The following is a 22,601-nucleotide window of genomic DNA, read 5'->3' as shown; positions in this document are numbered from 1 at the left end:
CTGTACCTGCCCGCTTTGAGATTTTGCCGCTGGCGGTGTCGAAAGGTCGCCGTGCTGTTGTGCTTGCATGGGTAAAATACCCCCTTCGATCCACGGTTTTTTTGCCTTGCCCCTCGAGCGCCCTCTGATCCTGTCTAACGTATGTCGTACGTAGATCGCCCGTTTCCTTAGTCCGTCTTCGCTTCTGCCAGGGGTAACGACAGGAACGTCATCTTGAGATCGGGGGGATGCGTCTCGGACAACTGGCTATCGGAGGAGGCTGCTCAGGCTGCGATGGCTGCTGCTTGTCGTTGTACTTCCTACTATGAGACGACGATTCTCCATAGTACACCCATTCGTGCTAGAGAGTAGTTCTACGAAACGATGCCCGCAGACAGGTCATAAGGTATATATGGGCACAATGAAAGCCTTGTATAAGCATACCCCCACTCGATGCTCTAATTATACCAAAAGCCGCCTGTGAATGCAAGGCAAAAGCTAGCTTTTCGGCGGACCTCCCCGCTGTTTTTTTGTTTACCACATTGTATCATACCCACGCAAGTTCAACCAACCCCTTTTTGCGGCGTGAATGTGGTAGAATAGGCACATGAATATGTCCAGCATTAGCGAGGTGGTGACCACTCTGCGCTCTCGCCTGGCTCCTCCCGACCAGGCTCCGATGCTCGCTCCACCTCCTGAGATCGCTTCTCGTCCGCTCCGGCGCGCTGCCGTGCTTTTGCCGCTCTTTGAGGCAAACAGCCAGCCTTGCTTGCTGTTGATCCGCCGCGCCGCAACGCTGCGCACTCATAGCGGCGAGATCGCTTTTCCCGGCGGTTCGGTCGATCCCCAGGATCGCGATCCGGTAATGACAGCTTTGCGCGAGGCTCAGGAGGAGATCGGCCTTGCGCCCGAGCGCGCTGAGGTCCTCGGCCTGCTTCCCCCTTCTTTTACTTTGGTCACTAATTTTTGGATCATCCCTGTGGTGGCTTTCTTACCTTCCGGCCCCGGCCCACTTACTCCTCAGGCCGCTGAGGTCTCCGAGGTGATCTGCGCTCCCCTTCCCGCTCTGGCTGATCCCCGCATCTTCCATAGTGAGGTCTGGGATACTGCCGGTTGGCGTCGCACTGTCTATTTCTATGAATATGGCCCATATCGCATTTGGGGAGCTACTGCTCGTATTTTACACCAATTACTCTCTCTGCTGGAGGAATCAACAGCCCATTAGTCATGGTCTCCTTGATTCTTCCCCTCACCCGGCTACAATAAACACTAGCTACTGCATTGGTAGCGCTGTTCTATAGCGCGTTTCTTGTAGGTTCCGTTGTTCGTTGTGTGAGTTGTGGGTCTGGCTCTCAGTTGCCGCTGGTGGAGATTGCTGTGAGACTGCCAACTTCCGATGCCCACTCTGCGCAGCTCCGACCTGTTCAGGCGGATCAGGCGATGCTCCCCCACTCGCCTGCTTCGTCCCCCTCTTCTGCTGCATACCCCCCCCTCGCTTTGCCTGTGACTCCCCCTCCTGTCTTCCCCCCCTCGGAGCAGCCGCACTCGGCATTGGGAATACGCAGCTCGCACGGCCTTTCTCCTGCACGGGAGTCGACAGCCGGAGGCCTGAAAACGCTGGCTACGCGGCGCGATCTGCCCCTGCGCGCTGAATGGCAAGCGCCTACGGCGGCGCCCGCTTCGCTTCCAGCGGCCCGTCTTCCTCTCTTTCGTCTCCTGGTATTGTGTTGCGTTTTGGTTACGCTGCTAAGTGGAGGGCTGCTGCTGTTACTGATTCTGGAACCGTGATGTGCTTCGCCTGCTCTCGCTCGCTACTTGTGTAAGCGCCGGTTCGATGACGGCCCAGTATCGGCCGGCCCTCGCCTAGCTTTGACTGAAGCTCTGGCCCGCTCTGCCCGCCGGCAGCCAGGTCAGCGACTAGTTTGCGCTTTTGCCTCGCTCCCTCGCTTCAGTCAGGGTCCGCGTTGGCCTGGATCGATCGACTGTGCGCCTTTTGCCGGCCAAGGATGATGCGTCTCTCGCTCGCTTCTCAGGGGGCATAGCAATGGGGATCGTTTTGCTATGCCCTCGCTTGAGCGGGTCGAGTGCCTGTCTTACTTTTCAGGCTGACCCGGCTGGTCGGCGAGTGCCGGAATGCCGTGGAGCCCGGTGGCGCGGCGAACAGCTTGAATAATGGCCCTTGCCAGGGTGGCGGCTGCCGCGGCCCCTATGAGGCTGACCTGCGCTGCGGTGATCGCAGGATCAGGGGGAGGTGTTGTTTCTGTTCCTAGGGCCAGGGCGAAAACTATGTCGCCATCAAACATGGTGTGCGCCGGTTGAATGACTTGCGCCAGGCCGTTGTGAGCCATTTGCGCTATTTTGTTGACGCTGGCTTTACTGAGAGTGGCACTGGTGGCAACCACGGCCAGGGTGGTGTTGCTGAAGGGATGGCGACCTTGCTCAGGGCTTTCTGCGGCCCCTGACCCCCCTGCAATCGTGGCTCCACTGTGCGGATCAACAATGTTGCCCGCGGCGTTGACAACTACTAAGGCTCCGACAAGTGTTCCATCAGCTAGTTGGGTGCTGGCTGAGCCAAGCCCGCCCTTAACCGCTTTGTGACCACCGCCAAGCTTGGCTACGGTAGCTCCAGTCCCAGCTCCTACGCTGCCTTGCTCGATCGGGCCTGCGCTCGCCCGTTCACAGGCCCGGTAGCCAGCGGCAGCATCGGGTCGTATGTGGGCCGAGCCGAGGCCAAGATCAAAGATGGCGGCTGCTGGGACGATAGGGACGCGCACGTTACCGGCTTGAAAGCCTTGACCACGCTCTTCGAGATAGCGCATGACACCAGCGGCCGCCTCTAGTCCAAAGGCGCTGCCTCCAGTCAGTAAGATGGCATTGACGCGCTCGACAAGACAGAGCGGGTGTAGAAGATCAGTTTCACGCGTGGCTGGGGCTCCACCACGGACATCTACACCGCCAACCGCGGGGGGATCACAGAGGATCACTGTGCAGCCGGTGCCAGCTTCTAGGTTGGTATCGTGCCCAACGCGAATACCTGGAACATCGGTGATGTCATTGTACATGTCCTGTGCCTCCTGAGAGAGCTGTAGAGAGCTGTCATGCATGCTGCGGTGTGGTTGGTCGCTGCGGCTCGTCTGAACGTCTGAGCCTGGTCAGGTCAAAAGAGCAAGCTGGACATATGGTCGCTTGTGCTAGGCCACATGCGCGCTCGTCACTGCCCCTGACCTGGCCTGTATCACCTGATCGCTATGGCTTCGATTCGACGAGTATGGACGCGCCCGGCAAGGCTGCCGCTCGTGCCAGATCTGCCAGGTGCCAGGCGCTCAGGGTCAGTCTGTCTCTGGAACGGGTCAGCACGCCTCTGCCGATCTCCTGGTTGGTGCCACGTGCCCCTTGGATAGTTGAGGAAGGGAATCAACTGGTGGGAATCAGCTAAGAGCAAGGGCCCGCCGCAGGCGCTCAACGGCTGCGGCAACGCTCTCACGCTCGTTGTAGATGGCACTGCCGGCTACGAGCAGGTTGGCCCCCGCCTGGACGACCAGCGGCGCGGTGTGCTCGTTGATGCCTCCGTCAACTTCAAGGTCACATTGGAGTTGACGTTCGTTGAGGAGCTGCCTGGCGCGCGCGATTTTGGGCAGCGTCTCAGGAATGAATTCCTGGCCCCCAAACCCGGGATTGACGGTCATGATGAGCACTAGGTCAAGCAGGGAGAGGATGTCTTCTAGCAGCCACACGGGCGTCGAGGGGTTGAGCGCTACCCCCGCTTGTTTGCCAGCTTCTTTGATTTGCTGCACGATACGGTGTAGATGAGGACAGGTCTCCTGGTGGACAATGATGACGTCAGCCCCGGCCCGCGCGAAGGCTTCAATGTAGTGCTCAGGGTTGGTGATCATGAGATGTGCTTCTAACGGAAGGCTGGTGCTGCGCCGCACGGCTTCGACAATAAGCGGCCCCATTGTAATATTGGGAACAAAGTGCCCGTCCATGACGTCAATCTGGATACGCTGAACACCCGCTTCTTCGGCTTCGCGCACCTGCTGTCCAAGACGGCTGAAGTCAGCGCTGAGAATAGAGGGAACAAGACCAATGGGCGCCGGCGGCTGTGGCGCTTGGGCTGCTCGGGCTGTCGGCTGCTCGGTCGTCATGCTGAGGGCCTCCTCTGGAGGGCTGCCGCAGCGGCTGTGTCCAGGAGCCAGGTGACTTCACCTGCGGCGGCATGGACCAGGCGCGCGGGATAGTCATCGGGCGCGCCTTCTTCTTCAAGCACCGCTCGGATGGCCTCGGCTTTGTCGCTGCCGGTGACAAGAAAGAGGATGTGACGCGCAGCATTGATGACAGGCGGGGTGAAGGTGAGACGCTCAGGCGGCGGCTTGGGAACACTGACGGGCAGGACAAGACGCTCGCGCTCGTGAAGGGCCTGCTGGTGAGGAAAAAGTGAAGCTGTGTGCCCTTCAGGACCCATGCCGAGCTGAATGAGGTCGAAGACGGGCACTCCCGTGGTGCTGAAGACACGGCGCAGCTCGGCGCTATAACTCTCGGCAGCAGCTTGATGGTCGGTCTGCTCTGCCGGCATGCGGTGAATGTTGGCGGCAGGAATGGGCAGTTTGCTGAGCATGACTTCGTGAGCCATGCGGTAGTTGCTTTCTGGATGATCAGGTGGGACGCAGCGTTCGTCAGACCAGAAGATCTCAACGCGCGTCCAGTCGATCTGACTGCGATAGGGTTCACTGGCTAGAAGGCTGTAGAGCTTGCGTGGCGTTGAGCCTCCAGCAAGGGCAAGGGTGAAGCGCCCACGGGTGACAATGGCTTCCTGGGCGAGACGCGTTACAAGACGCGCCGCTTCCTGGCTGAGGCTCTCGGCGTCAGGATAGATGGCGATCTGTTGCTGCATCTCCTTAGTTCTATCCTCTCTGAGATCTGATAAAGATGCATAACTTGCGAGTAAGCAGCTAAGAGCCGATGCTCCCGCTCATTCCCCGAGGAGGCTCCCGAAGGCGCTGCCTTCAGGATGGCTGGCCTAGGTCAGGCAAGCAGAGCAGCTAGCTCCTGCAAAATCCTCTCAAATTGGTCATCATGCCCAGTGATCTCTAGCTCATCAACTAAGAGCTGGCTCTCCTGGCGCTGCTCATTGAGGTTTAGGGTACGCTGCCGGGGCTGTTCCTGCTCAAGTTCGATGGAGGTCAGGACATGATCGCTGTCGCCAGGCAGGCGGCTGATGCTGAACAGTGCTTGTTGATCCTCGAGCCGGCTGGTGAGACGCAGAAGGCAAATCGTTCCCGGCGGGACCTCTCCTTCGGCACGCGGACGAATATCGATGCGCGTTGGCTGCCCAGCCCCATTCTCCAGACACCAGTGATAGGCTCCTGGCGGCAGGCTCTCGACGCTGCCGGGGCAGGAAGCGCTACAGGCGACTCGGCGCCAGGTGAGACGCTCTTTGAGCCAGCCTCCCATCAATAGGGCACGGGCAGGCTCCTGTAGCCGCTGATGCAGAGTGGCGGCGGCCCCCTGGAGACGGCGGTCACTACCACCCGGCGCCTCGAGCACGGCATGCTCGATCTCGATGCGCTGAATGCCTTCGAAGTAGGGACGATACTCCAAACCGTCAAAAAACTGGGCGACCAACTGGCGCAGCGGTGTGAGCCGTCCCCAATTCAGGTCACTGATGGCACAGCTTGGATGCGTTTCTAACAGCGAGGCCAACAAGCGCAAGGTCGGCCCTGGTGTCTGGAAGCTGGCCGAATCGACGATAAGCCGCTGGCTGATGGCGGCCAGCGAGTCAAGGGGGTCGCCGCCGGCCGGAGGCTCATCAAGCCACCAGAGATAGATCGGCAGGTCAGGTCTGACGAGCTTCTGCAAAAGAGCAGCACTATGCTCAACCACCGGCCCACTGAGCAGGGCTGTGATCTGCTCAAAATGGTGACGAGTGAGGTCTGAAATGACTGGGAAGCTGCGCAGGGTCACCCAGGTCGCGATCGAGGCCGGCGCGTCGCGATCGTCTTCAAGGATCAGAATGACAACACGCGCGATATGTGTACTGAGCAGATCACGCAGCAGATTGCTAACATAGCGAGCGCGCGCGGTGGAGGGTGCGCAGATTACCAGATTGAGCACGCTGGTGCGCACGCTCATATTCTGGCCGATGCGCATGTTATCGGCGGCCATTTTCCAGAGCAAAGCCACTTCTTCCTCCAGATGCTCCCAGGGAATGGCCTTACCGGCCCACAGCGAGCGTGTCCCCGGGGATAGGTCGAGGTCCACAGTCATTCCAGATCTCCCCTGATTAGAGAACGGCATCGTTCCAGGCACCTGACGGACGGGCGGAGGCCGTCCTGCCTGGATAGCGTGCGTCAGCTACTGCAGTTTCTTGCTTACTTGACTGTTAGGACATAGGGGGCAAGGTACCGCGAGGCAAACAGCTCCTCGCGTAGCCTGGTGGCAGTGGCCAGCGAGCACTAGGCGCTTCGGCTGGCGCCCGCCAGTACTTTGTTTGCTATGCTATGTTACTGCCCTGCCGACTATCTGTTCCTGCTAGGCGAGTCTGGGGAGGATCAGCAGCGCAGCAGGACCGACAGACAGGCGCAGTGCGTGTGTCAGCCAGTCCCCCATGTCTGGCTGGCACACTCCAGGTGCGAGATTGGCGGACAAGGACACATAGGCAGCCAGGTTCAGACGATCGACCGTGGCTGCCTGGCCGCTGATCCTTATCTGGCTTGTGCTCTGTACACAAGTCTGCCACTTGCCCCCGTGGCTGTGTCCGCGCTATTGGCGCGGACACGAGGAATCAGGGCCGTCGCCAGCGGCGCCCGTCGCGCCAAATGAACTCGTCGGCGGCCTGGGGGCCCCAGGTCCCAGCCTCATAGGGATGGATGGTCTCGCGCGGCGCTTCGGCCCAGGCATCCATAATTCCCTGAATGAACTCCCAGGCCGCTTCTACCTCATCCCGGCGTGTGAAGAGCGTGGAGTCACCTAGCATGCAGTCTAGCAGCAGCCGCTCATAGGCCTCCGGCTGCGGACGCATGAAGGATGAGCCATAGAAGAAGTCCATGTTGACCGAGCGGATCTGCATCTCGGTGCCCGGGACTTTGGCGCCGAAGCGCAAGGAGATGCCTTCGTCTGGCTGGATGCGCAGCACAATCACGTTGGGTTCGATCTGCCCCTGGATGTTGCTGCGCTGCCAGAACATCGAAGGCGGTTGCTTGAACTGAATAGCGATCTCGGTCACGCGCTTGGGCAGGCGCTTGCCAGTGCGCAGGTAGAAGGGCACGTCTGCCCAGCGCCAGTTGTCAACGAAGACCTTAAGGGCCACGTAGGTCTCTGTGGTGGAATCAGGCCGGACGCCAGGCTCTTCCGTATAGCCAGGCACCAGCCGTCCATTCATCCAGCCAGCGGTATACTGACCACGAACGGTGTTGAGCAGGGCATTTTGCCCCTGCAGCGGCTGCAGGGCATGCAGCACCTTGACCTTTTCGTCGCGTACCGCTGTGGCGTCAAAGGCGATCGGCGGCTCCATCGCGACCAGGGTCAGCAACTGCATCATATGGTTCTGCACCATGTCGCGAATCGCGCCCGCTTCTTCATAGTAGGCCGCTCGCCCTTCAAGGCCGATGTTCTCCGCTACGGTGATCTGGACATGGTCCACGTAGCGGCGATTCCAGACTGGCTCGAAGATGCCGTTAGCCAGGCGGAAGACCAGTATGTTCTGAACGGTCTCTTTGCCCAGATAGTGATCGATACGATAGACCTGCTCTTCCTTGAAAACGCGCAGCACCTGGCGGTTCAGTTCTCGGGCTGAGGCCAGGTCATGGCCAAAAGGCTTTTCGATGATGATGCGTGTCCAGCCCTTGCGGCTCTTGTTCAGGCCGGCTGCTCCCAGGCGCTGGATGATCTCAGGGTACTGGCTCGGCGGTGTCGACAGGTAGAAGATGCGGTTGCCGCCCGTGCCACGCTCCCGATCCAGCCGATTGAGCAGGGCATTGAGCTTTTCGTAGCCCGCCTGGTTGTGAAAGTCAGACTGCAGGTAGAAGATGCCGGACGCAAAACTCTCCCAGACCTGCTGATTGATGGGCTTCTGGCGCGAATATTCGTTGATAGCCTCAAAAGCCTGCTCTCGGAACTGCTCATCGGTGTAAGGCCGGCGCGCAAAGCCTATGACGGAAAAGCCCGCTGGCAGCGGGTGTTCTAAGGCTAGATTGTAGAGAGCAGGCAAGAGTTTCCGATGGGTGAGATCGCCAGTCGCCCCAAAAATCACCATCGCGCAGGGCTCAGGACTGTGCTTGATGCGCAGCCCTTCGCGTAGGGGATTGGGCGCCTCGACCGCGCTGCGTTGAGGCATCGATGATATTCTCCTGGTCATCACTTGTTCTTGACAGACAATAGACGCTCTCGACTGAGTTCCAGGTTGCTCGTCCGTTACCGGGTCTGTAACCAGGACCTCTCATCGCCTGTCATCGGCTATATTCATTGTAGTGCAATACTTGTGCAGATTTAAAATCTTCTGAAGATCTTCCCATATGCTCGGGCCAGGCAGGCTGGCAAGCCGACTGAGCCGGAGGCCGCCCCCGGCTAGGCAGCACTTTGCTGAAGGAGGAGCCTGCCAGGTCTGCCCTTTGGCAGATGCCTTGCTCCTCCTGCCCGGTAGTGTCGCTTTCCTTCCAGGGTTCAAGACGGCACGGCTCTTCCACGCACCTCTGTGCGCTTGCTAGTGTCTCCTCAGCGCGAGGGCTGTCCGTCGCCTTGCGTCTCTACGGGGGCCAGCCGTTGTGCAAGGGCCTGCAGGCCGGCAGCCAGATCACCTCCGATAGCAATGCGGATGTTGCGTCGCTGATGCGCGGAGAGGGCGAAGAGATCGCCCAGCGCCTGCGCTTCTTTCAGGATGCCAAAGGTATAGGACTCGCCCGGAATGGCGATGTCCTGCTGCATATCACCGGTGATCTGGAGAAAGACGCCGTTGTTGGGCCCACCTTTGTGCAACTGGCCGGTCGAGTGTAGAAAGCGCGGACCATAGCCGAGCGTTGTCGCAACGCGGTAGCGATCACGCAGGCGCAGACGTAGCGCCTGCAGGGCGCTCTCATTGACTTCGCTGCGCTGAACATAGGCCATGAGGGCAATGTAGTCGCCTGGACGTACCTGGCCGAGGAAGGCACGCAGGTAGTTGTCTAGACCCTCTTCTCCCTCGCTCAACTTTCTGCCGTAGATGCGCAGCGCTCCTTCGCTGACGACTGGTTCCAGCTCGGGGAGCTTCCCTTCCCGACGGAAGCGTTCCAGGAGCCGGGCTGTGTTATCCTTGCTCTCTTGGACGTTGGGTTGATCGAAAGCGTTGATCTGTAGGAAGATGCCAGCGACCGCTGTGGCCAGCTCCCAGATGAAGAACTGGGCTCCCAGCTCATAACGGTCAGGCAACTGGAAACGTACTAGCGGTTGACCTGCGGCGCGCAGGCGCTGCAGACCCTCATCAAGGGCGGCGTTGTCGTCGCCTTCTAGCCGTAGGTAGACGAAGAGGCGGTCATCGCCATAGACGTCGGGAACGCCCAAGGCCTCCCCTTCGACAGGCAAGAGACCACGCCCCTCTTTACCAGTGCTTTCGGCAATGAGCTGCTCAACCCAATAGCCATAGCTGGCAATGGCTGGGGAGAGCACAAAGGTGATCTTGTCACGCCCGTGGGTACCGAGAGCTCCTAGAATCGCCCCGAGGCGCAAGCCGGGATTGTCAGCGGCAGCGCGTACGGCACTACAGCGAGTCATGGCCGCTTGAGCACGCTCTAGCAGTCGCTTGAGGTCGAGACCAATTAGAGCACCAGGGACCAGGCCGAAGAAAGAGAGCGCCGAGTAGCGTCCTCCAATGTCGGGCGGGTTGGCAAAGACGTGGCGGAAGTGATGGTCACGGGCGAGCCGCTCCAGGGAGGTACCCGGATCGGTGATCGCAATGAAGTGGGCCCCACTCTCGCCGCCCAACTCGCTGACCCGTTGCCAGAAGTAGCGAAAGTGCGAGAGCGTCTCAATGGTCTCGCCCGACTTGGAAGCGACGATGAAGAGCGTTTTATTGAGGTCGATGCGCTCTTCAACGGCGCGGATGGTGTCAGGATCAGTGGTATCGAGTACGAACAGGTCCAGGTAGCCGGGCGTGACGCCGAAGGTCAGACGCAGTACCTCGGGACAGAGGCTGCTCCCTCCCATCCCCAGCAGTACAGCGTACTGATAGCCGTCTCGCCGTACCGCTTCTACGAGGCTCTCGATCTCCGTTAGGCGCTCCTGCATGGTGCCGGCAACGGTTAGCCAGCCGAGGCGCTCGCGGATCTCTTGCTGGACCGCCGGGTCGCTCTTCCAGAGACTGGCATCGCGCTCCCAGATCCGCCGCGCGACCTGTTCGTTATCCAGACGCTGCCACGCCGCTTGCACCTGCGCTTGAAGAGCACTTTCGGCTTCAAATTGTGGCTCTGGCTCCTGTTGTGCTGTCACCGCGAAACCTGCCTCTCTTTGAGCGCCTGCTGACGGGCGCGAATGGTGTTGAGCAACTGATGATAGGAGTCGGCGAATTTCTGTACGCCTTCCTCGAGGAGCTGCTGCGTGACCGCCTCGTAGGAGATGCCGAGTTGCTCCAGCTCCTTGAACAGGGCCCGTGCGCCATCAAGGTCGTCTTCGATGCTGTAGCGAACCCGTCCGTGATCGCGGAACTTCTCGATCGTTTCGTAGGGCATGGTATCGACCGTATCGGGGCCGATCAGCTCCTCCGCGTAGAGAACGTCACGGTAGGCTGGGTTCTTGGTGCTGGTGCTGGCCCACAGCGGACGCTGTACGTGGGCACCAAGCTGGCGCAGGGCAGCAAAGCGCGGTGAGCTAAAGATGCGTTTGAATTCCTGATAGACCAGGCGTGCATTAGCAATAGCCGCTTTGCCTTGCAGCGAGCGGAGCCGAGCCTGCTCGGCAGGATCACCAGTAGCTTTGATTTTCTCGTCAAGCAGCTTGTCAACCAGGGTGTCAACGCGGCTGACAAAGAAGCTGGCCACCGAGGCGATGTTACCGATGTCCTGCCCCTCGGCGTTGCGGTTCTCCAGGGCTGTCAGGTAGGCCTCGGCTACTTCACGATAGGTCTGAATGGAGAAAATGAGGGTAATGTTGATATTGTAGCCTTCGGTTAAGGCCTGTTGAATGGCAGGCAGCCCTTCAGGGGTGGCAGGAATCTTGATCATCAGGTTTGGGCAATTGACGAGCTGCCAGTAGTGGCGCACCGCCGCCAATGTCCCCTCTGTATCGTGAGCGAGGTCCGGTGAGACTTCCAGGCTGACATAGCCGTCCACCCCAGCGCTGCGCTCGTAGATGGGACGCAGCAGATCGGCTACGGTCTGGACATCGCGTACGACCAGGGCGTCATAGATCTCCTCAACTCCCTTCCCCTGGCGAATTAGCTCCTCAATTTGGGCATCGTAGGCGTGCCCACTGCTAATGGCCTTGTCGAAGATGGTAGGGTTGGCTGTGACCCCAGTAATGCCATCCTCCTCCAGGAGACGTTTGAACTCCCCGGATTCTAGCTGCGCGCGGTCAATATTGTCGTACCAAACACTCTGTCCGTAGTCCTTCAGTTGTAACAAGGGATTTGCCATGCTCTTCTCCTCTGGTCAAGGCATCATGCCGTTCTTTTGTTCTACCCCTCTCTTTAGTGGAAAGAGCCTGCGGGCCGGTTTTATTCCCACGCGGGACAATCTACGGCAGCGGCCGCGCTCTTCGTTCGCCGCTGCCCTTGAGCTTTTATTGTCATCGCTACACTAAGAGGTTGCCTCTTCTATGATAACACCTGCCTCCGCCCGGCGGCAAATCCCGGTCCAGAACGCGGCCTTCTCTTGGTGATTTGCTGACTGGCAGAGGCTTGCCTTGTAGGTTGCTTGCAGCAAGGCAGTACATAGGCTACACTTGCCAGTAGCAGAATAGCTGGTTCTGCTTTGGTTGGGAGATGCCCACCAGCCCAGCCACGAGTATCTCCCGTGTGCGGGAGGAGAAGAGAAGGAAAGGGAATTAGGATGCGAGTGACAACGCGCTTGCGCCAGTTACTGGCCGGCCCTGATTTAGTGGTGGCCCCGGGAGCCTACGATGCCTTGAGCGCGCGCCTGATTGCTCAGGCTGGTTTCTCTGTGGTCTATATGACAGGCTTTGGCACGTCGGCCAGCGTGCTCGGAATGCCTGATGTTGGTTTGCTAACTATGAGTGAGATGGTGAGCCGTGCGGCAGCGCTGGCGGCGGTGACCGGCGAGGTGCCCCTGATTGCTGATGCTGATACGGGCTATGGGAATCCACTGAATGTGCGCCGCACGGTGCGCGAGTATGAGCGGGCCGGTGTGGCCGGACTGCATCTTGAAGATCAGGTCTGGCCCAAGAAGTGTGGGCATATGGAGGGGAAGCAGGTGATTCCAATGGAGGAGATGGTCCAGAAGGTGCGCGCAGCAGTGGAAGCTCGCCAGGACCCTGATTTTGTGATCATTGCGCGCACCGATGCCGCAGCGGTGCTCGGCTTTGAGGAGGCCCTACGCCGCGGTCGCGCCTATCGCGAGGCAGGAGCCGATGTGATTTTTATTGAGGCCCCCCGTACGTTGGAGGAGCTGCGCGCTATTGTCCAGGCTTTCCCCGATGTGCCTCTGCTCTTCAATTGGGCGCAGAGCGGGAAGACTCCTCCGCTCTCGTTGAGCGAGATTCGGGAGTTGGGTTTTAAGTTGGTACTTTTCCCCGTCGCCCTGCTCTTTACCGCCACCCATGCCATGCTGCGTTTGTTGGAAGGACTGAAGCGAGGAGAGACACCTCTGGCTTTCTCTGAACAGTCAGTGAGCTTCCAGCAGTTTACCGAGCTGGTCGGCTTGCCTTTTATCCAGGAGCTAGAGGCTCGTTATGGTGTGTATGGTGGACGCCAGGAGGCCGCTTCACCTCCTCAACAGGGCTGAGGGTTAGGCCTGCCAGGGCCGATCGCTTAGCTAGAGGCTGCTGGCTAGACTGCCTTCTAGCGGCTGGGCTACGCTGTGGACGCGCTGGCTTGGGCTGAGTGTCTTTCTGATGCCGTTCAAGAAGCGACGCCTGTCTTTGCTTGTGCTGGTCGACTGGATCTTGCTCTTGTTGGAGATCAATGAAAGGAGCCGACGATGGCCGAGAATAGCTTTCAGAAGCCGAGCATTTCGATTGAAGCTGCCCATCGCCTCATCGCTGCTGCTGAGGCTAAAGCTCGCGAAATTGGTGTACCAATGTGTATTGCAATCTGCGATCCAGATGGTACTTTAAAGGCATTCAGCCGCATGGATGGGGCGCCGCTCTTGAGCGTTCAGATCGCTCAGGATAAGGCTTATACAGCGGTGAGTTTCGGGGGCATGGCAACCCACGAGTGGTTTGAGTTTATTAAGAACGATCCTCCTTTGTTGCATGGGATCATTAAGACGGATCGCTTGATCGTTTTCGGTGGCGGCTTCGCTATTAAGACTGCCGAGGGGATTATTGGCGGCATCGGGGTGAGCGGCGGACACTATACTCAGGACATGGAGGTGGCACAGGCGGCTCTGGCGGCGCTTTAGGCCAGACAGCGCTTGTCTGCTTGCTCTCTACGCCCCCCGGGCTGTGCAGCATATGCACCTGGCATTGCTCTGCTGGCTTGTTCCCCTATCTTCGCTTGTCTGTCCTCTTTACGAGCCAGACAGTCCCTGGCCGCGCAAAGCGGGCTAGCGAGGAAGAAGCGCTGACGGGCCTGACCCTCCGCTGTTCTGATTCTAGAGGATGGCCCTCAGCGTTTCTTCGTAGCCAGCGAGCAAACCAGCCATGTCGCGCAGTAGCTGCCCGATACTATGGAGGTGGCTGATAATTTCATTGCGCCGCTTAAGGTCGCTGCGGAGACCTTCCTCTAGCAGAACGAGAAAGGCTGTGGCGTCGCCGAGCCGGCTGGTCAGGGCCTGTCTCTGCTCGTCGAGTCGGCGATGGTCTTCACGCAGGTGCAGGGAGCGTAGCACGGGGGGCGCTGGCTTTGCTTCCTCTGGCAGGCGCAGGCGCTGCAGGCTGGTCAATTCTTCGGTATGGATGTAGCTGCTTTGCTCGTCAAGAATCGCCGCCAACGAGCGACGGAATTCCATAAAGAGACAGTAGAGGTCCGCCGTGAAGGCTCCGACCCGTTGCAGGGCAGTGCTGAGTTGGTGCTGATCACTCTCTAGATCGAGATCGCTGCATTCCTGAATGAGGTCCTGAAGTTCCTTCAGGGTTGTAAGGGTTTCGTTGAAGCGGGCACTGAGTACCTGGGTGCTGGCTTGCGGTGAGTTGACGTGCTCCTGATAGAGCTGATAGAGGGCGCGTAAGGTCGATTGCTCATGTGAAGGCCGTTGGGACGCTGGCCCGGCGGACAACAGGGCTTCTTGGGCTGCTTTGGCGGCCCAGGTCTGCAAGAGTTCCAGGGTCTTTTCGATATCGCTAAGCAGTTGTTCGCGCTGGAATGCTGGCAGCTCAGGATGATGACGGATCAGACTCCGACAGTTGCACAGGGTGGTAATGGCACGCTCAAAAGCATGATCTGTTTGATCTTGGGTATCTTCAGACATGCCTCGGTTTCCTTCCCATCTGTTACCACAAGCCACATTTGTCCTACAAGAAGAGATGCCTGCCCGAATTGTACTGCTTCGTATGCGGCATTGTCAACGCGCCCAGCCATGCCTGCCAGAGGATGAACAATCGTATTGTGCAAGGTAGACGGTTGAGCCTTCCACCTTCTCTTTCTCCAGGACTTCAGTACTAGTCATCCTCCGCTTTCTCTGCTTGCTCGCTACGTGCTGGGCCGCTTATGTTACAATTGCTGCCAGACTGATCTTCAAGCGCTGAAGAGAGTGACTTCGCCTCAGAGTAGATACCGAAAGCCTGGAGAAGGGAGGAGGCCGTGATGAGCAAGAGGCGGCTGGCGTGGCTGCTGCTCCTCGCTCTAGCATTGACCTGGCTGGCCGGTTGTGGAAGTTTGCCGGCCATGGGTCCGGCGTCAGGGGAAGGATCAGCCACGCCGGGGAGCAGTAGATCCTCTCCTGCAGGTGGGCCACGGGCAACGGCAACAGCTTCCGGGGCTATGGGAGCAGCTACCCCTATTAGCATCACGGGTCACGGCGAGGGGACGGCGACCCCGAGCGTAACCGGGCGCTCTCGTTCGACGCCAGCTCCCAGTCCCACCGCAGGGCGTTCTGGCTCTCCAGCAGCTACCCCTGTTCCGACGCTGGCGCCTGGGGGCAGCGGCCCCTATGGAGCTCCTCCCGCAGAGACAAGTCAGGAAAGTCAGCTACGGCAGCAGCTCTTGGCCCTCATCAACCGCGATCGGGCCAGTCAGGGTCTGCCTGCTTATACGCTGGATGGGACCCTCTCAGCCGGCGCGCGCTTGCATAGCTGGAACATGGCTCACTGTGGTCTCAGTCACGCCTGCCCCGGCGAAGCTGCCCCTTGCGATCGCGTGAGTGCAGAGGGGATCACCTGGAGTGTATGCGGCGAGAATGTGGGCTATGCCTCGGCCTCACCTGATGCCTGGAGCGGCGTGCAGCTCATTGAGAGCAGCATGCTAAACGAGCAGCCTCCTAATGATGGGCATCGGCGTAACCTGCTCAGTAGTGCCTTTCACCGCATTGGTATCGGGATCTACCTTGATAGCCGGGGCTACGTCTGGGTGACCGAGGATTTCACGAATTAGAGCGGCAGCGAGGGCAGGCAGGACTCGAGCATGGGGTGGTTATTCTTCTTGTTTCTCTCTTCTGCCGTCTGCCTGCCCATCGAGTCTTGCGCCGCTATTGTGCTCTTTCTTCGAGCTTTACCCTTCCTGCTGCATACTCTGTCACTCGCCAAATTGCCCGAGTCTGGCTCAATCAGTCAGCCCATAAAGACGACCAAATTTCTCCTTGAGATAGTGAGCAAAGTAGTCAGCGTTGGGCGCCTCACCAGTGACACGCTTGATGAGATCCTCGGGCAGATAGATCATGCCATAAACGTACATGTGCTGACGCAGCCATTCCAGGATAAAAGATGTTTCTCCTTGCTCAAGCCGATTGTTGAAATCTGGAAAGATTTTGAGTAGAGTGTAGTAGATTTGCGCTGCATAGAGATTGCCCAGCGTATAGCTAGGAAAGTAGCCAAAACCACTGGTCCAATGGACATCTTGCAAGACGCCATTGCGATCGCTATCTGGGGTGATGCCCAAGTACTCGCGGTAACGGGCATTCCAGAGGCGTGGGAGCGATTCGACAGCCAACTCGCCGTTAATCAGCTCGCGCTCCAACTCGTAGCGGATGATAATGTGAAGGTTGTAGGTCACCTCATCAGCTTCGATACGGATCAGGCTCGGCTCGACCTTATTGAGGGCGCGCGAGAAGGTTGCAGCATCAATGGTTGTAAAATGCTCAGGGAAGGCGGCGCGCAGCAGATGAAACTGGCCTTTCCAGAACGGCTCGGATCTGCCAATGTAATTCTCCCACAGGCGTGACTGCGACTCGTGCACCCCCATTGAGGCCCCACCAGCCAGAGGCGTTCGTAGGAGGGTGGGCGCACAGCCTTGCTCATAGAGAGCGTGGCCTCCCTCATGGATGGCCGCCATGACTGCCGAGGCGAGAAAGTTCTCCTGGGGATGGATGGTCAGGCGCACATCCAGCGGGCTGCCAAAGCTAGTAGTGAAAGGATGTGGCGAATGGGCCAGGCCGCCGCGCTGAAAGTCATAGCCCAAGGCCTCTAGCAGGCGCTTACAAAGCGCGTCTTGCTGGGCCACAGGGAAGTGGCCATAGAGACACGAGGCATCGATAGTATGTCCACTGTTTTGAATGCGCTTAAGCAGAGAGAGGCTGACCTCGCGTACTGGAGCAAAGAGGGCATCGAGCTTGCGTACTGTCAGTCCGGGTTCGAAGAGGTCGAGCAAGGCATCGTAGCGTGTCTCGCGATAGCCATAGCGCTCGGCGATCTCGCGCTGCAAGGCCACCGTGCGGCTCAGCCAGGGTGCGAAACTGGCAAAGTCATTCTGCTCGCGAGCCCGGCGCCAGGCTTCAAAGCTGGCTGCTTCCACGCGGGCCATTTCTTCGACCAGTGAGCGAGGCAGGCGTGTGGCTTTCTCATGTTCGCGTTTTGCCTCGCGCACCAGAGCACGATCGGCATCGGTGAATGGCTCTTTCTCAACGACACTCTCCAGCCTGGCCACCAGGCGCCCCAGCTCGGGCGAGGTCCAGCGCTCATGGAGCACACCCTGCAAGGTTGCCAACTGGGCGCCACGCACATCCCCGGCCTCTTCTGGCAAAGCTGTATTCTGGTCCCAAGCCGCCAGCGCCCCGAGCGCTGCCAGGTCAGAGATCTCCTGCAGATAGCCTAGCAGAGCATTGATCTCCTCATGCGAGCGTGTGAATTCAAGCATTCGGGCTTGCTGTTGATGCTGTGAATGCAACGACGACATAGGCACTTTCTTCTCCTCAAAGCCACAGAATCGCAATCAGCTAGCAAACAAGAGAGATAAATGAGATGCGATGACGGACGATGTGGCACCCTGCTCATTGGGAGAGTGGCATCGCTCTTCAGGGCATGTTAACAGCATAGCATAGAAAAGCAATGGTCAAGAAGAGGTGTGGCACTCACTGCAACCTGTTTGCAGCCGGCTCGCTGGTAGGCTGGACTTAACAGCACCCACCGGATATACTGGTGATACCGTCCTGGCTCTGATCTTGGGAAGAGAGAGCTATCGATCGCCGTGCTGGCCAATTCGGGCGAATCGCTATATAGCGAGAGGGAGCAACAGCGGGTCAGCCCCCAGGAGGCGCGGAGGGCAGACTGCGGGCAACCCTCACGCTGGTAGTGGCATCCATTAGATGCCTGCTCCACGCCAAGCAGAGCAGACTGATCTTTCGCCCCGCTAGGAGCCTTTCTGAGCCATGAGTGTCCAGGTCCTCGCGCTCCTGGTCTGTGCTGGCCTCATGCACAGTAGCTGGAACCTGCTGTCGAAAGAGGGCAAGGACCGGCAGGTGTTCATCTGGTTAGCTATCTGCTCCGCTTGCCTCATCTTCTTCTTTCCGTTTCTGCTATTTTATCAGCCTGTGCCATTGCATGTCTGGCCCCTGATTGCTCTCTCGGCTGCGCTGGAGGCCGCCTACTATCTGCTGCTGGGGGCGGCTTATCGCTACGGGGATCTCTCGCTGGTCTATCCGCTGGCACGTGGTAGCGCCCCGCTGTTTGTGACCATCATCGCGCTTACGGTGCTGGGTGAGCGCCTGTCGCTCGTGGGAGGCCTGGGGATTCTTTTGATTGTCGCCGGCATCTATGTGATCCATCTGCGAGCCTTCGCCTGGCAGGAACTCACCGCCCCGCTGCGCCGGCTGCGCGAACCGGCAGCACTCCTGGCCGTGCTCTGCGGTTTAAGCATCGCTGGTTACTCGACGGTCGATAAGGTGGGCCTGCTCTCTACTGCCCCTCTTCCGTATATTTATTGCGTCTTTGTGCTTTCAGCACTCTATCTGTTGCCCTATATGCTTCTGGCCCGGCAGGCAGCGGTCCGCGCTGAGTGGCAGGCCCACGCACCACGTATCATACTGGCCGCTATTCTGGCTCTGCTCTCCTACTTACTTGTGCTCTTGGCCCTGAGACAGACAGAGGTCAGTTATATCGCTTCAGCACGCGAGCTTTCGGTTGTCTTCGCCGCGGTGATGGGCACTGTGCTCTTGCACGAGTCCTTTGGACGGCAGAAGCTGATTGGCTCCCTGCTTATCTTCTTCGGCATTCTGTGCATCGCGCTGCAGCCGTGAGGGTGGAGGGAAGATAAGTGCAACGCCAGTGAGGAGGCGACTTGAGGGCTTCGCCCGCCATAGGCATTCCTCCCTGGTCGTCCCTCACTGGCAAACGAGCGGTGAACCTGGCAATCAGCATTACCTAGGAGCAGGCCACAGCATAGGGTGTGCGATAGCTGACACCTCGGTCGGCTGTGCTGACAGGATGATAGGGGAAACGGTTGCCAGGGCGAGGATTGAGGTAGCCAGCCTTCTGGATGAGAGCAGGCGCGTCGCCAACTTTGGCAACCAGCACGGGCGAGAAGGCCCAGTTATCGGCAGGGTCAAGGCGTCCAATGAAGCGCCCAAGAGCACGATGCTCAGCCTCGACAGTGGCAATCTGCGCAGCGATCTGGGCAAGATCTGGGCGATTCTGCTGGGCCAGCTCACGAACCGCCGAGAGGAAGGCTGAGTCAAAGACCCCTTCTAGCTGCTGCTGGGTCTCAATAAAGAGGTGCAGATTCTCGAAGGTCTCTCGGCCATGAGGAAAGCTGAATTCACTGGCCAGGACTTCACCGCCAGCCTGGGCAAAGAAGTTTTCATGAATCTGCTCTTCGACAAGGGCCGCTTCCAGCGCGGCAATCTCACGCCAGGTCAAGCCGAGACGGTAGGCATGCTGCAAGCCGTTGCTATAAAAGGTCACGGCTAAACGCTCGGCGGTGCGCGCAATGGTGAAAATATCTTTGATAGGTGTCACACAGCTATTGCTGGCTGTAGGCGCAGCATGGGCCACTTGCTCTCGCACGACACCCGTGACCGCCGCTGAAAGCGCTGTGCTTAGACCTGCCCCCGCCAGTGCTCCCCAAGCCACTCCCCTCAAGAGGGTGCGCCGGCCTGGTTCCGGTTGCCTGGTCTCGCCGTTCAGTTCAGGCACTGCTCTCTCTTTTATCTCTTCCATATCCCGATGCTCCTTTATCGTTCTCACCTGTTCTGCTGCTAATAGCAGGCTATACGGTTGGCGGGGAGAAAAAGCGAGAACAGGCGCGTGTTCTGGCTCCCCCTACCCACTGGTTCCCAGTCAGAGAGAGGAGGCTTTCAGGAAAGGCGGGCCGAATGCTAGCGAGCGAGCAATAGGCCATTGGCCTTTGGCTGAGGCAGGCTAAGCCGCATAGCACGCCGCTGACTGGGAGCAGGTGAGGGTCGCCTGCGATCTGTCTCCCTTCTTCTCCTCGAATCCCGAATACGCTGAATCCTGACCTCTGGATTACTGCTTTCCAGGATACTATTATCATGAATATATGGATTATCCTCTGAAGAGAGGATATTCCACTAGTTATGATAACTTGTCCGAGAACTGGTCAGCGTACCCAGGGCAACGATCGGACCTTTGGGAGCGTCCAGGCTGGGTTGAGGGCCGTTTTCGAGACTGATGGCAAGGCTATCGTAGCCAGCCAGGGAGCCTTGAAAGTTGAGGGTGGCCACGCCATTTTCAAGCGTCAGTAAACCAATACTTGTCGGTTGCTGGTGACGCAGGAGCCAGCCCTGATAAACATGGGTACCCTCTAAGCGAGGGAGACCATAGACGACGACCACAGTAACTTGTTGACGAGGAAAGTACATGATCTCGCCGTGGGCCGAGCTGGCCAGAGCAGTGCCATAGAGCGAGGAGACAATAGGAGCCTCCGGGCTGCTTAGCTGGGCAACCTGTTGCTGTAGATGGCTAAGCTGCTGCTGCAGAGAGACATTCCAGGCAACACTCGCGCCCAGGAGGGCAAACAGCAAGATGGCAGCCGTGGCCAAAGCAGCCCAGCGCCAGCGCCAACTGATGGCCCGTTGAGAGCGATCCGTTGGCTTGGAAGGCAGGGCTGTCTGTAGCTGACTTGAGCGCAGCTGTTGGGTTTGCTCCTCAATGCGCGCGAGAATCCGTTCCTTCACACGTGGTGAGGGTTCAACCGGGGGAACGGTAAGAGGGAACAATTCGACGACGCTACGTAGCTGCTGCACTGCCCGGGCACATTTCGGGCACTGAGCAAGATGCTCATCGGCGGCACGTCGTTCCTCTTCTGTTAATGCATCAAGGGCATAGGCACCGGAAAGCTCTTCGAATTCCTGGCAATTCATAAGGGGCTCCGTCTCCATTGCTCTCTCTTCCCAGGGCGACCCGCTTCATTTATTGTAACGCTCCCTGTCAGCGTGCCAAGCCGGGGCGAGCTGGCTCCTGTACGCTCTACCTTTTTTGCTTTTTCTACATGATAAAGATCCGACACTGGATGATCGCCTTGCTCTCTCCTTCCTCATCAAGACAGGCAGGAAAGCAGCAGACAGCGTTGGTCTACCAGCAGCTAAGCACTGAGTAGAGCGAGTGCCCGCCGTCGAACTGCGCCCATCAGTCAGGCCATCGAGCAGATGAGATCTGACAAGCTCCATCCTGGGGGCAGCGCCTTAGCTTTCGACGCTACCGAGTCGTTCGAGGATGCTGCGCAGACGCATCAGACCCAGGCGCATCCGGGCTTTGACAGTTCCCAAGGGAAGGCCATAGGCGCGGGCAATCTCGGAGTGGGTCCAGCCCTGGAAATAGGCTAGCTCGATGACCAAGCGCTGCTCGCTGGAGAGCAACATCAGCGCTCTGCGTAACTGTGCTCCCTGGACAGAGCGCCAGACCGCATCCCAGGCATCGGCAGATACCATCTCTTCGCTGGTGGCAGCGTCTTCTAGAGGCATCCCGCGCAGCTCGGCATGAGTGCGCAGGCGACGCAGGTAATCGATTGCCCGATGGCGCATGATCGAGATCAGCCAGTTCTGGACCGAGCCCATGCGCGAGGAATAGCTGCCGGCGTTTTGCCAGACAGCGAGAAAGGCCTCTTGCAACAAGTCCTCGGCAATCTGATGATCCTTGACCATGCGATAGGTTACAGAATAGAGCAGGCGATGGTAACGCTCATAGAGCATTTCCAGCGCCCAGACAACACCGAGCGAAATCGCCCGCACGAGCGTTTCGTCGCTCAACTCTTCAATAGGGATGTGCGGGGGCGCCGCCCTGTGTCCAGAGCTGGAAGCTTTTCCCCCCGAGCCTTGCCCCTCCTTCTTCCCCGATGCACTCATTGCACTCCACGGTCCTCGTCGCAAGCAAAAAGATCCAGACAGAGGCCACTACAGTGGCCATTATAGGCCTGACACCAAGTGAAGCCGCGTCACCAGCCACGCTCACGCTTGCTATCACAGGCTCTCTCTAGGGATGGATACGCAAAAGATGGCCCTTTGGATCTCTGGCTTGCCGACCGCGGCAGCAAGCCAAAGGGCAGTTGGAAGTCACTCAGTCGCATCGTGGCCGGCCAGGCCAGGCAAGAAGGTATGGAGTAATCCGCCAAGCCCACAATCACGTACCCCCTTTGCAGAAAGGAGGTTTGGCCTTATGAGACAGTTTGACCTTGCTCGTAGTTTTGCTCTCGTGGTGGGAATCGTTTTCTTGCTCGTGGGTATTCTGGGCTTTATCCTCAATCCGACCGATGGGGCCCTCTTAGGCATCTTCGCTGTCAACATCGAGCACAATCTGATTCATCTGCTGGTGGGGGTTCTCGGCATCGCAGCGGCCTTCACGGGATGGTCCCGCCTGTATGCTCAGGCCCTAGGGATTGTTTACCTGCTGGTAGGGATTCTGGGATTCATTCCAGGCCTGGCTCCCGACGGGATGCTGCTCGGCCTTGTTCACATTAACCTGGCCGATAATCTGCTGCATCTGATTGTCGGCGCCGCTGCTGCCCTGGTTGGCTTCCTGCCAATTGGTCGCCAGGCCGTCTCAGGCGAGGGTTACGGTAGAGTACGTTAAGCGGCCGCTCCCTCGCTCAGGGAGAAGCCCACTCCTCTTCTACCACCTGTGCAGGCTACGGCTTGCTTCCCTCCATGAAATGGCGAGGC

18 protein-coding genes are annotated in these 22,601 nt (G+C 58.7%); 6 read left to right on the top strand and 12 right to left on the bottom strand.

What is annotated here, in order from left to right; genetic code table 11:
* Nucleotides 1-586 precede the first annotated feature (586 nt).
* A complete protein-coding gene (locus ACFMO7_RS08315; protein WP_376795023.1) occupies nt 587-1,204 on the top strand; it encodes an NUDIX hydrolase in 618 nt (205 codons plus the stop codon).
* 868 nt (nt 1,205-2,072) lie between these two features.
* On the opposite strand, the gene ACFMO7_RS08310 is transcribed toward ACFMO7_RS08315, so the two are convergent.
* The 7 genes from ACFMO7_RS08310 to tal all read right to left on the bottom strand — a co-directional run bounded on the left by ACFMO7_RS08310 (nt 2,073) and on the right by tal (nt 11,576).
* A complete protein-coding gene (locus ACFMO7_RS08310; RefSeq protein WP_297162393.1) occupies nt 2,073-3,041 on the bottom strand; it encodes a P1 family peptidase in 969 nt (322 codons plus the stop codon).
* Nucleotides 3,042-3,407: 366 nt separating this feature from the next.
* Nucleotides 3,408-4,124, bottom strand: a complete 717-nt coding sequence (rpe, locus tag ACFMO7_RS08305; protein ID WP_297162398.1) for a ribulose-phosphate 3-epimerase — start codon at nt 4,122-4,124, stop codon at nt 3,408-3,410.
* A complete protein-coding gene (gene pgl, locus ACFMO7_RS08300; protein ID WP_297162401.1) occupies nt 4,121-4,870 on the bottom strand; it encodes a 6-phosphogluconolactonase in 750 nt (249 codons plus the stop codon). Before pgl ends, rpe begins: the two co-directional genes overlap by 4 nt.
* Before the next feature lie 131 nt (nt 4,871-5,001).
* Nucleotides 5,002-6,243, bottom strand: a complete 1,242-nt coding sequence (locus ACFMO7_RS08295) for a glucose-6-phosphate dehydrogenase assembly protein OpcA (RefSeq protein ID WP_297162404.1) — start codon at nt 6,241-6,243, stop codon at nt 5,002-5,004.
* A gap of 517 nt (nt 6,244-6,760) precedes the next feature.
* Complete coding sequence (gene zwf, locus ACFMO7_RS08290) at nt 6,761-8,311, bottom strand: glucose-6-phosphate dehydrogenase (RefSeq protein WP_297162407.1); 1,551 nt, start codon at nt 8,309-8,311, stop codon at nt 6,761-6,763.
* 377 nt (nt 8,312-8,688) lie between these two features.
* Nucleotides 8,689-10,434 carry a bifunctional transaldolase/phosoglucose isomerase gene (locus ACFMO7_RS08285; RefSeq protein ID WP_297162410.1) on the bottom strand — a complete coding sequence of 582 codons (1,746 nt, stop codon included), beginning with the start codon at nt 10,432-10,434 and terminating at the stop codon, nt 8,689-8,691.
* A complete protein-coding gene (tal, locus tag ACFMO7_RS08280) occupies nt 10,431-11,576 on the bottom strand; it encodes a transaldolase (protein ID WP_297162412.1) in 1,146 nt (381 codons plus the stop codon). Before tal ends, ACFMO7_RS08285 begins: the two co-directional genes overlap by 4 nt.
* Before the next feature lie 414 nt (nt 11,577-11,990).
* Here tal and ACFMO7_RS08275 point away from each other — a divergent pair, with 414 nt between their 5' ends.
* Entirely contained in the window at nt 11,991-12,902 is a 912-nt protein-coding gene (locus tag ACFMO7_RS08275; protein ID WP_297162414.1) for an oxaloacetate decarboxylase, read from the top strand.
* A 195-nt stretch (nt 12,903-13,097) separates the two neighbouring features.
* Nucleotides 13,098-13,520 carry a heme-binding protein gene (locus ACFMO7_RS08270; protein ID WP_297162416.1) on the top strand — a complete coding sequence of 141 codons (423 nt, stop codon included), beginning with the start codon at nt 13,098-13,100 and terminating at the stop codon, nt 13,518-13,520.
* Nucleotides 13,521-13,712: 192 nt separating this feature from the next.
* Here ACFMO7_RS08270 and ACFMO7_RS08265 read toward each other — a convergent pair whose 3' ends face one another.
* Entirely contained in the window at nt 13,713-14,528 is an 816-nt protein-coding gene (locus ACFMO7_RS08265) for a hypothetical protein (RefSeq protein WP_297162419.1), read from the bottom strand.
* A 512-nt stretch (nt 14,529-15,040) separates the two neighbouring features.
* Here ACFMO7_RS08265 and ACFMO7_RS08260 point away from each other — a divergent pair.
* The gene (locus tag ACFMO7_RS08260; RefSeq protein ID WP_376795022.1) at nt 15,041-15,649 is read left to right on the top strand and encodes a CAP domain-containing protein; all 609 of its coding nucleotides are present in this window, start codon (nt 15,041-15,043) and stop codon (nt 15,647-15,649) included.
* A 168-nt stretch (nt 15,650-15,817) separates the two neighbouring features.
* Here the strand turns inward: ACFMO7_RS08260 and ACFMO7_RS08255 are convergent, their stop codons facing one another.
* A complete protein-coding gene (locus ACFMO7_RS08255; RefSeq protein ID WP_322481158.1) occupies nt 15,818-17,386 on the bottom strand; it encodes a carboxypeptidase M32 in 1,569 nt (522 codons plus the stop codon).
* Nucleotides 17,387-17,858: 472 nt separating this feature from the next.
* Between ACFMO7_RS08255 and ACFMO7_RS08250 the strand changes: the two genes are divergently transcribed.
* The gene (locus ACFMO7_RS08250) at nt 17,859-18,725 is read left to right on the top strand and encodes an EamA family transporter (protein WP_297167816.1); all 867 of its coding nucleotides are present in this window, start codon (nt 17,859-17,861) and stop codon (nt 18,723-18,725) included.
* Nucleotides 18,726-18,849: 124 nt separating this feature from the next.
* Here the strand turns inward: ACFMO7_RS08250 and ACFMO7_RS08245 are convergent, their stop codons facing one another.
* The 3 genes from ACFMO7_RS08245 to ACFMO7_RS08235 form a co-directional block, all read right to left on the bottom strand.
* A complete protein-coding gene (locus ACFMO7_RS08245) occupies nt 18,850-19,644 on the bottom strand; it encodes a ferritin-like domain-containing protein (RefSeq protein WP_322481157.1) in 795 nt (264 codons plus the stop codon).
* 371 nt (nt 19,645-20,015) lie between these two features.
* A complete protein-coding gene (locus ACFMO7_RS08240) occupies nt 20,016-20,807 on the bottom strand; it encodes an anti-sigma factor (RefSeq protein WP_297167443.1) in 792 nt (263 codons plus the stop codon).
* A gap of 321 nt (nt 20,808-21,128) precedes the next feature.
* Nucleotides 21,129-21,788, bottom strand: a complete 660-nt coding sequence (locus ACFMO7_RS08235) for an RNA polymerase sigma factor (protein WP_297167446.1) — start codon at nt 21,786-21,788, stop codon at nt 21,129-21,131.
* A gap of 310 nt (nt 21,789-22,098) precedes the next feature.
* Between ACFMO7_RS08235 and ACFMO7_RS08230 the strand changes: the two genes are divergently transcribed.
* Complete coding sequence (locus ACFMO7_RS08230; RefSeq protein WP_297167450.1) at nt 22,099-22,512, top strand: DUF4383 domain-containing protein; 414 nt, start codon at nt 22,099-22,101, stop codon at nt 22,510-22,512.
* Nucleotides 22,513-22,601 lie beyond the last annotated feature (89 nt).

The sequence above is a fragment of the Thermogemmatispora sp. genome (genome assembly GCF_042408735.1).
Taxonomy (GTDB): domain Bacteria; phylum Chloroflexota; class Ktedonobacteria; order Ktedonobacterales; family Ktedonobacteraceae; genus Thermogemmatispora.
This window is presented reverse-complemented; position numbering and strand designations above follow the sequence as displayed.

Coding starts and splice junctions, on each gene's coding strand:
- ACFMO7_RS08315 (WP_376795023.1), top strand. CDS start 587: ATGAATATGTCCAGCATTAGCGAGGTGGTGACCACTCTGCGCTCTCGC.
- ACFMO7_RS08310 (WP_297162393.1), bottom strand. CDS start 3,041: ATGTACAATGACATCACCGATGTTCCAGGTATTCGCGTTGGGCACGAT.
- rpe (WP_297162398.1), bottom strand. CDS start 4,124: ATGACGACCGAGCAGCCGACAGCCCGAGCAGCCCAAGCGCCACAGCCG.
- pgl (WP_297162401.1), bottom strand. CDS start 4,870: ATGCAGCAACAGATCGCCATCTATCCTGACGCCGAGAGCCTCAGCCAG.
- ACFMO7_RS08295 (WP_297162404.1), bottom strand. CDS start 6,243: ATGACTGTGGACCTCGACCTATCCCCGGGGACACGCTCGCTGTGGGCC.
- zwf (WP_297162407.1), bottom strand. CDS start 8,311: ATGCCTCAACGCAGCGCGGTCGAGGCGCCCAATCCCCTACGCGAAGGG.
- tal (WP_297162412.1), bottom strand. CDS start 11,576: ATGGCAAATCCCTTGTTACAACTGAAGGACTACGGACAGAGTGTTTGG.
- ACFMO7_RS08275 (WP_297162414.1), top strand. CDS start 11,991: ATGCGAGTGACAACGCGCTTGCGCCAGTTACTGGCCGGCCCTGATTTA.
- ACFMO7_RS08270 (WP_297162416.1), top strand. CDS start 13,098: ATGGCCGAGAATAGCTTTCAGAAGCCGAGCATTTCGATTGAAGCTGCC.
- ACFMO7_RS08265 (WP_297162419.1), bottom strand. CDS start 14,528: ATGTCTGAAGATACCCAAGATCAAACAGATCATGCTTTTGAGCGTGCC.
- ACFMO7_RS08260 (WP_376795022.1), top strand. CDS start 15,041: ATGGGAGCAGCTACCCCTATTAGCATCACGGGTCACGGCGAGGGGACG.
- ACFMO7_RS08255 (WP_322481158.1), bottom strand. CDS start 17,386: ATGTCGTCGTTGCATTCACAGCATCAACAGCAAGCCCGAATGCTTGAA.
- ACFMO7_RS08250 (WP_297167816.1), top strand. CDS start 17,859: ATGAGTGTCCAGGTCCTCGCGCTCCTGGTCTGTGCTGGCCTCATGCAC.
- ACFMO7_RS08245 (WP_322481157.1), bottom strand. CDS start 19,644: ATGGAAGAGATAAAAGAGAGAGCAGTGCCTGAACTGAACGGCGAGACC.
- ACFMO7_RS08240 (WP_297167443.1), bottom strand. CDS start 20,807: ATGAATTGCCAGGAATTCGAAGAGCTTTCCGGTGCCTATGCCCTTGAT.
- ACFMO7_RS08235 (WP_297167446.1), bottom strand. CDS start 21,788: ATGAGTGCATCGGGGAAGAAGGAGGGGCAAGGCTCGGGGGGAAAAGCT.
- ACFMO7_RS08230 (WP_297167450.1), top strand. CDS start 22,099: ATGAGACAGTTTGACCTTGCTCGTAGTTTTGCTCTCGTGGTGGGAATC.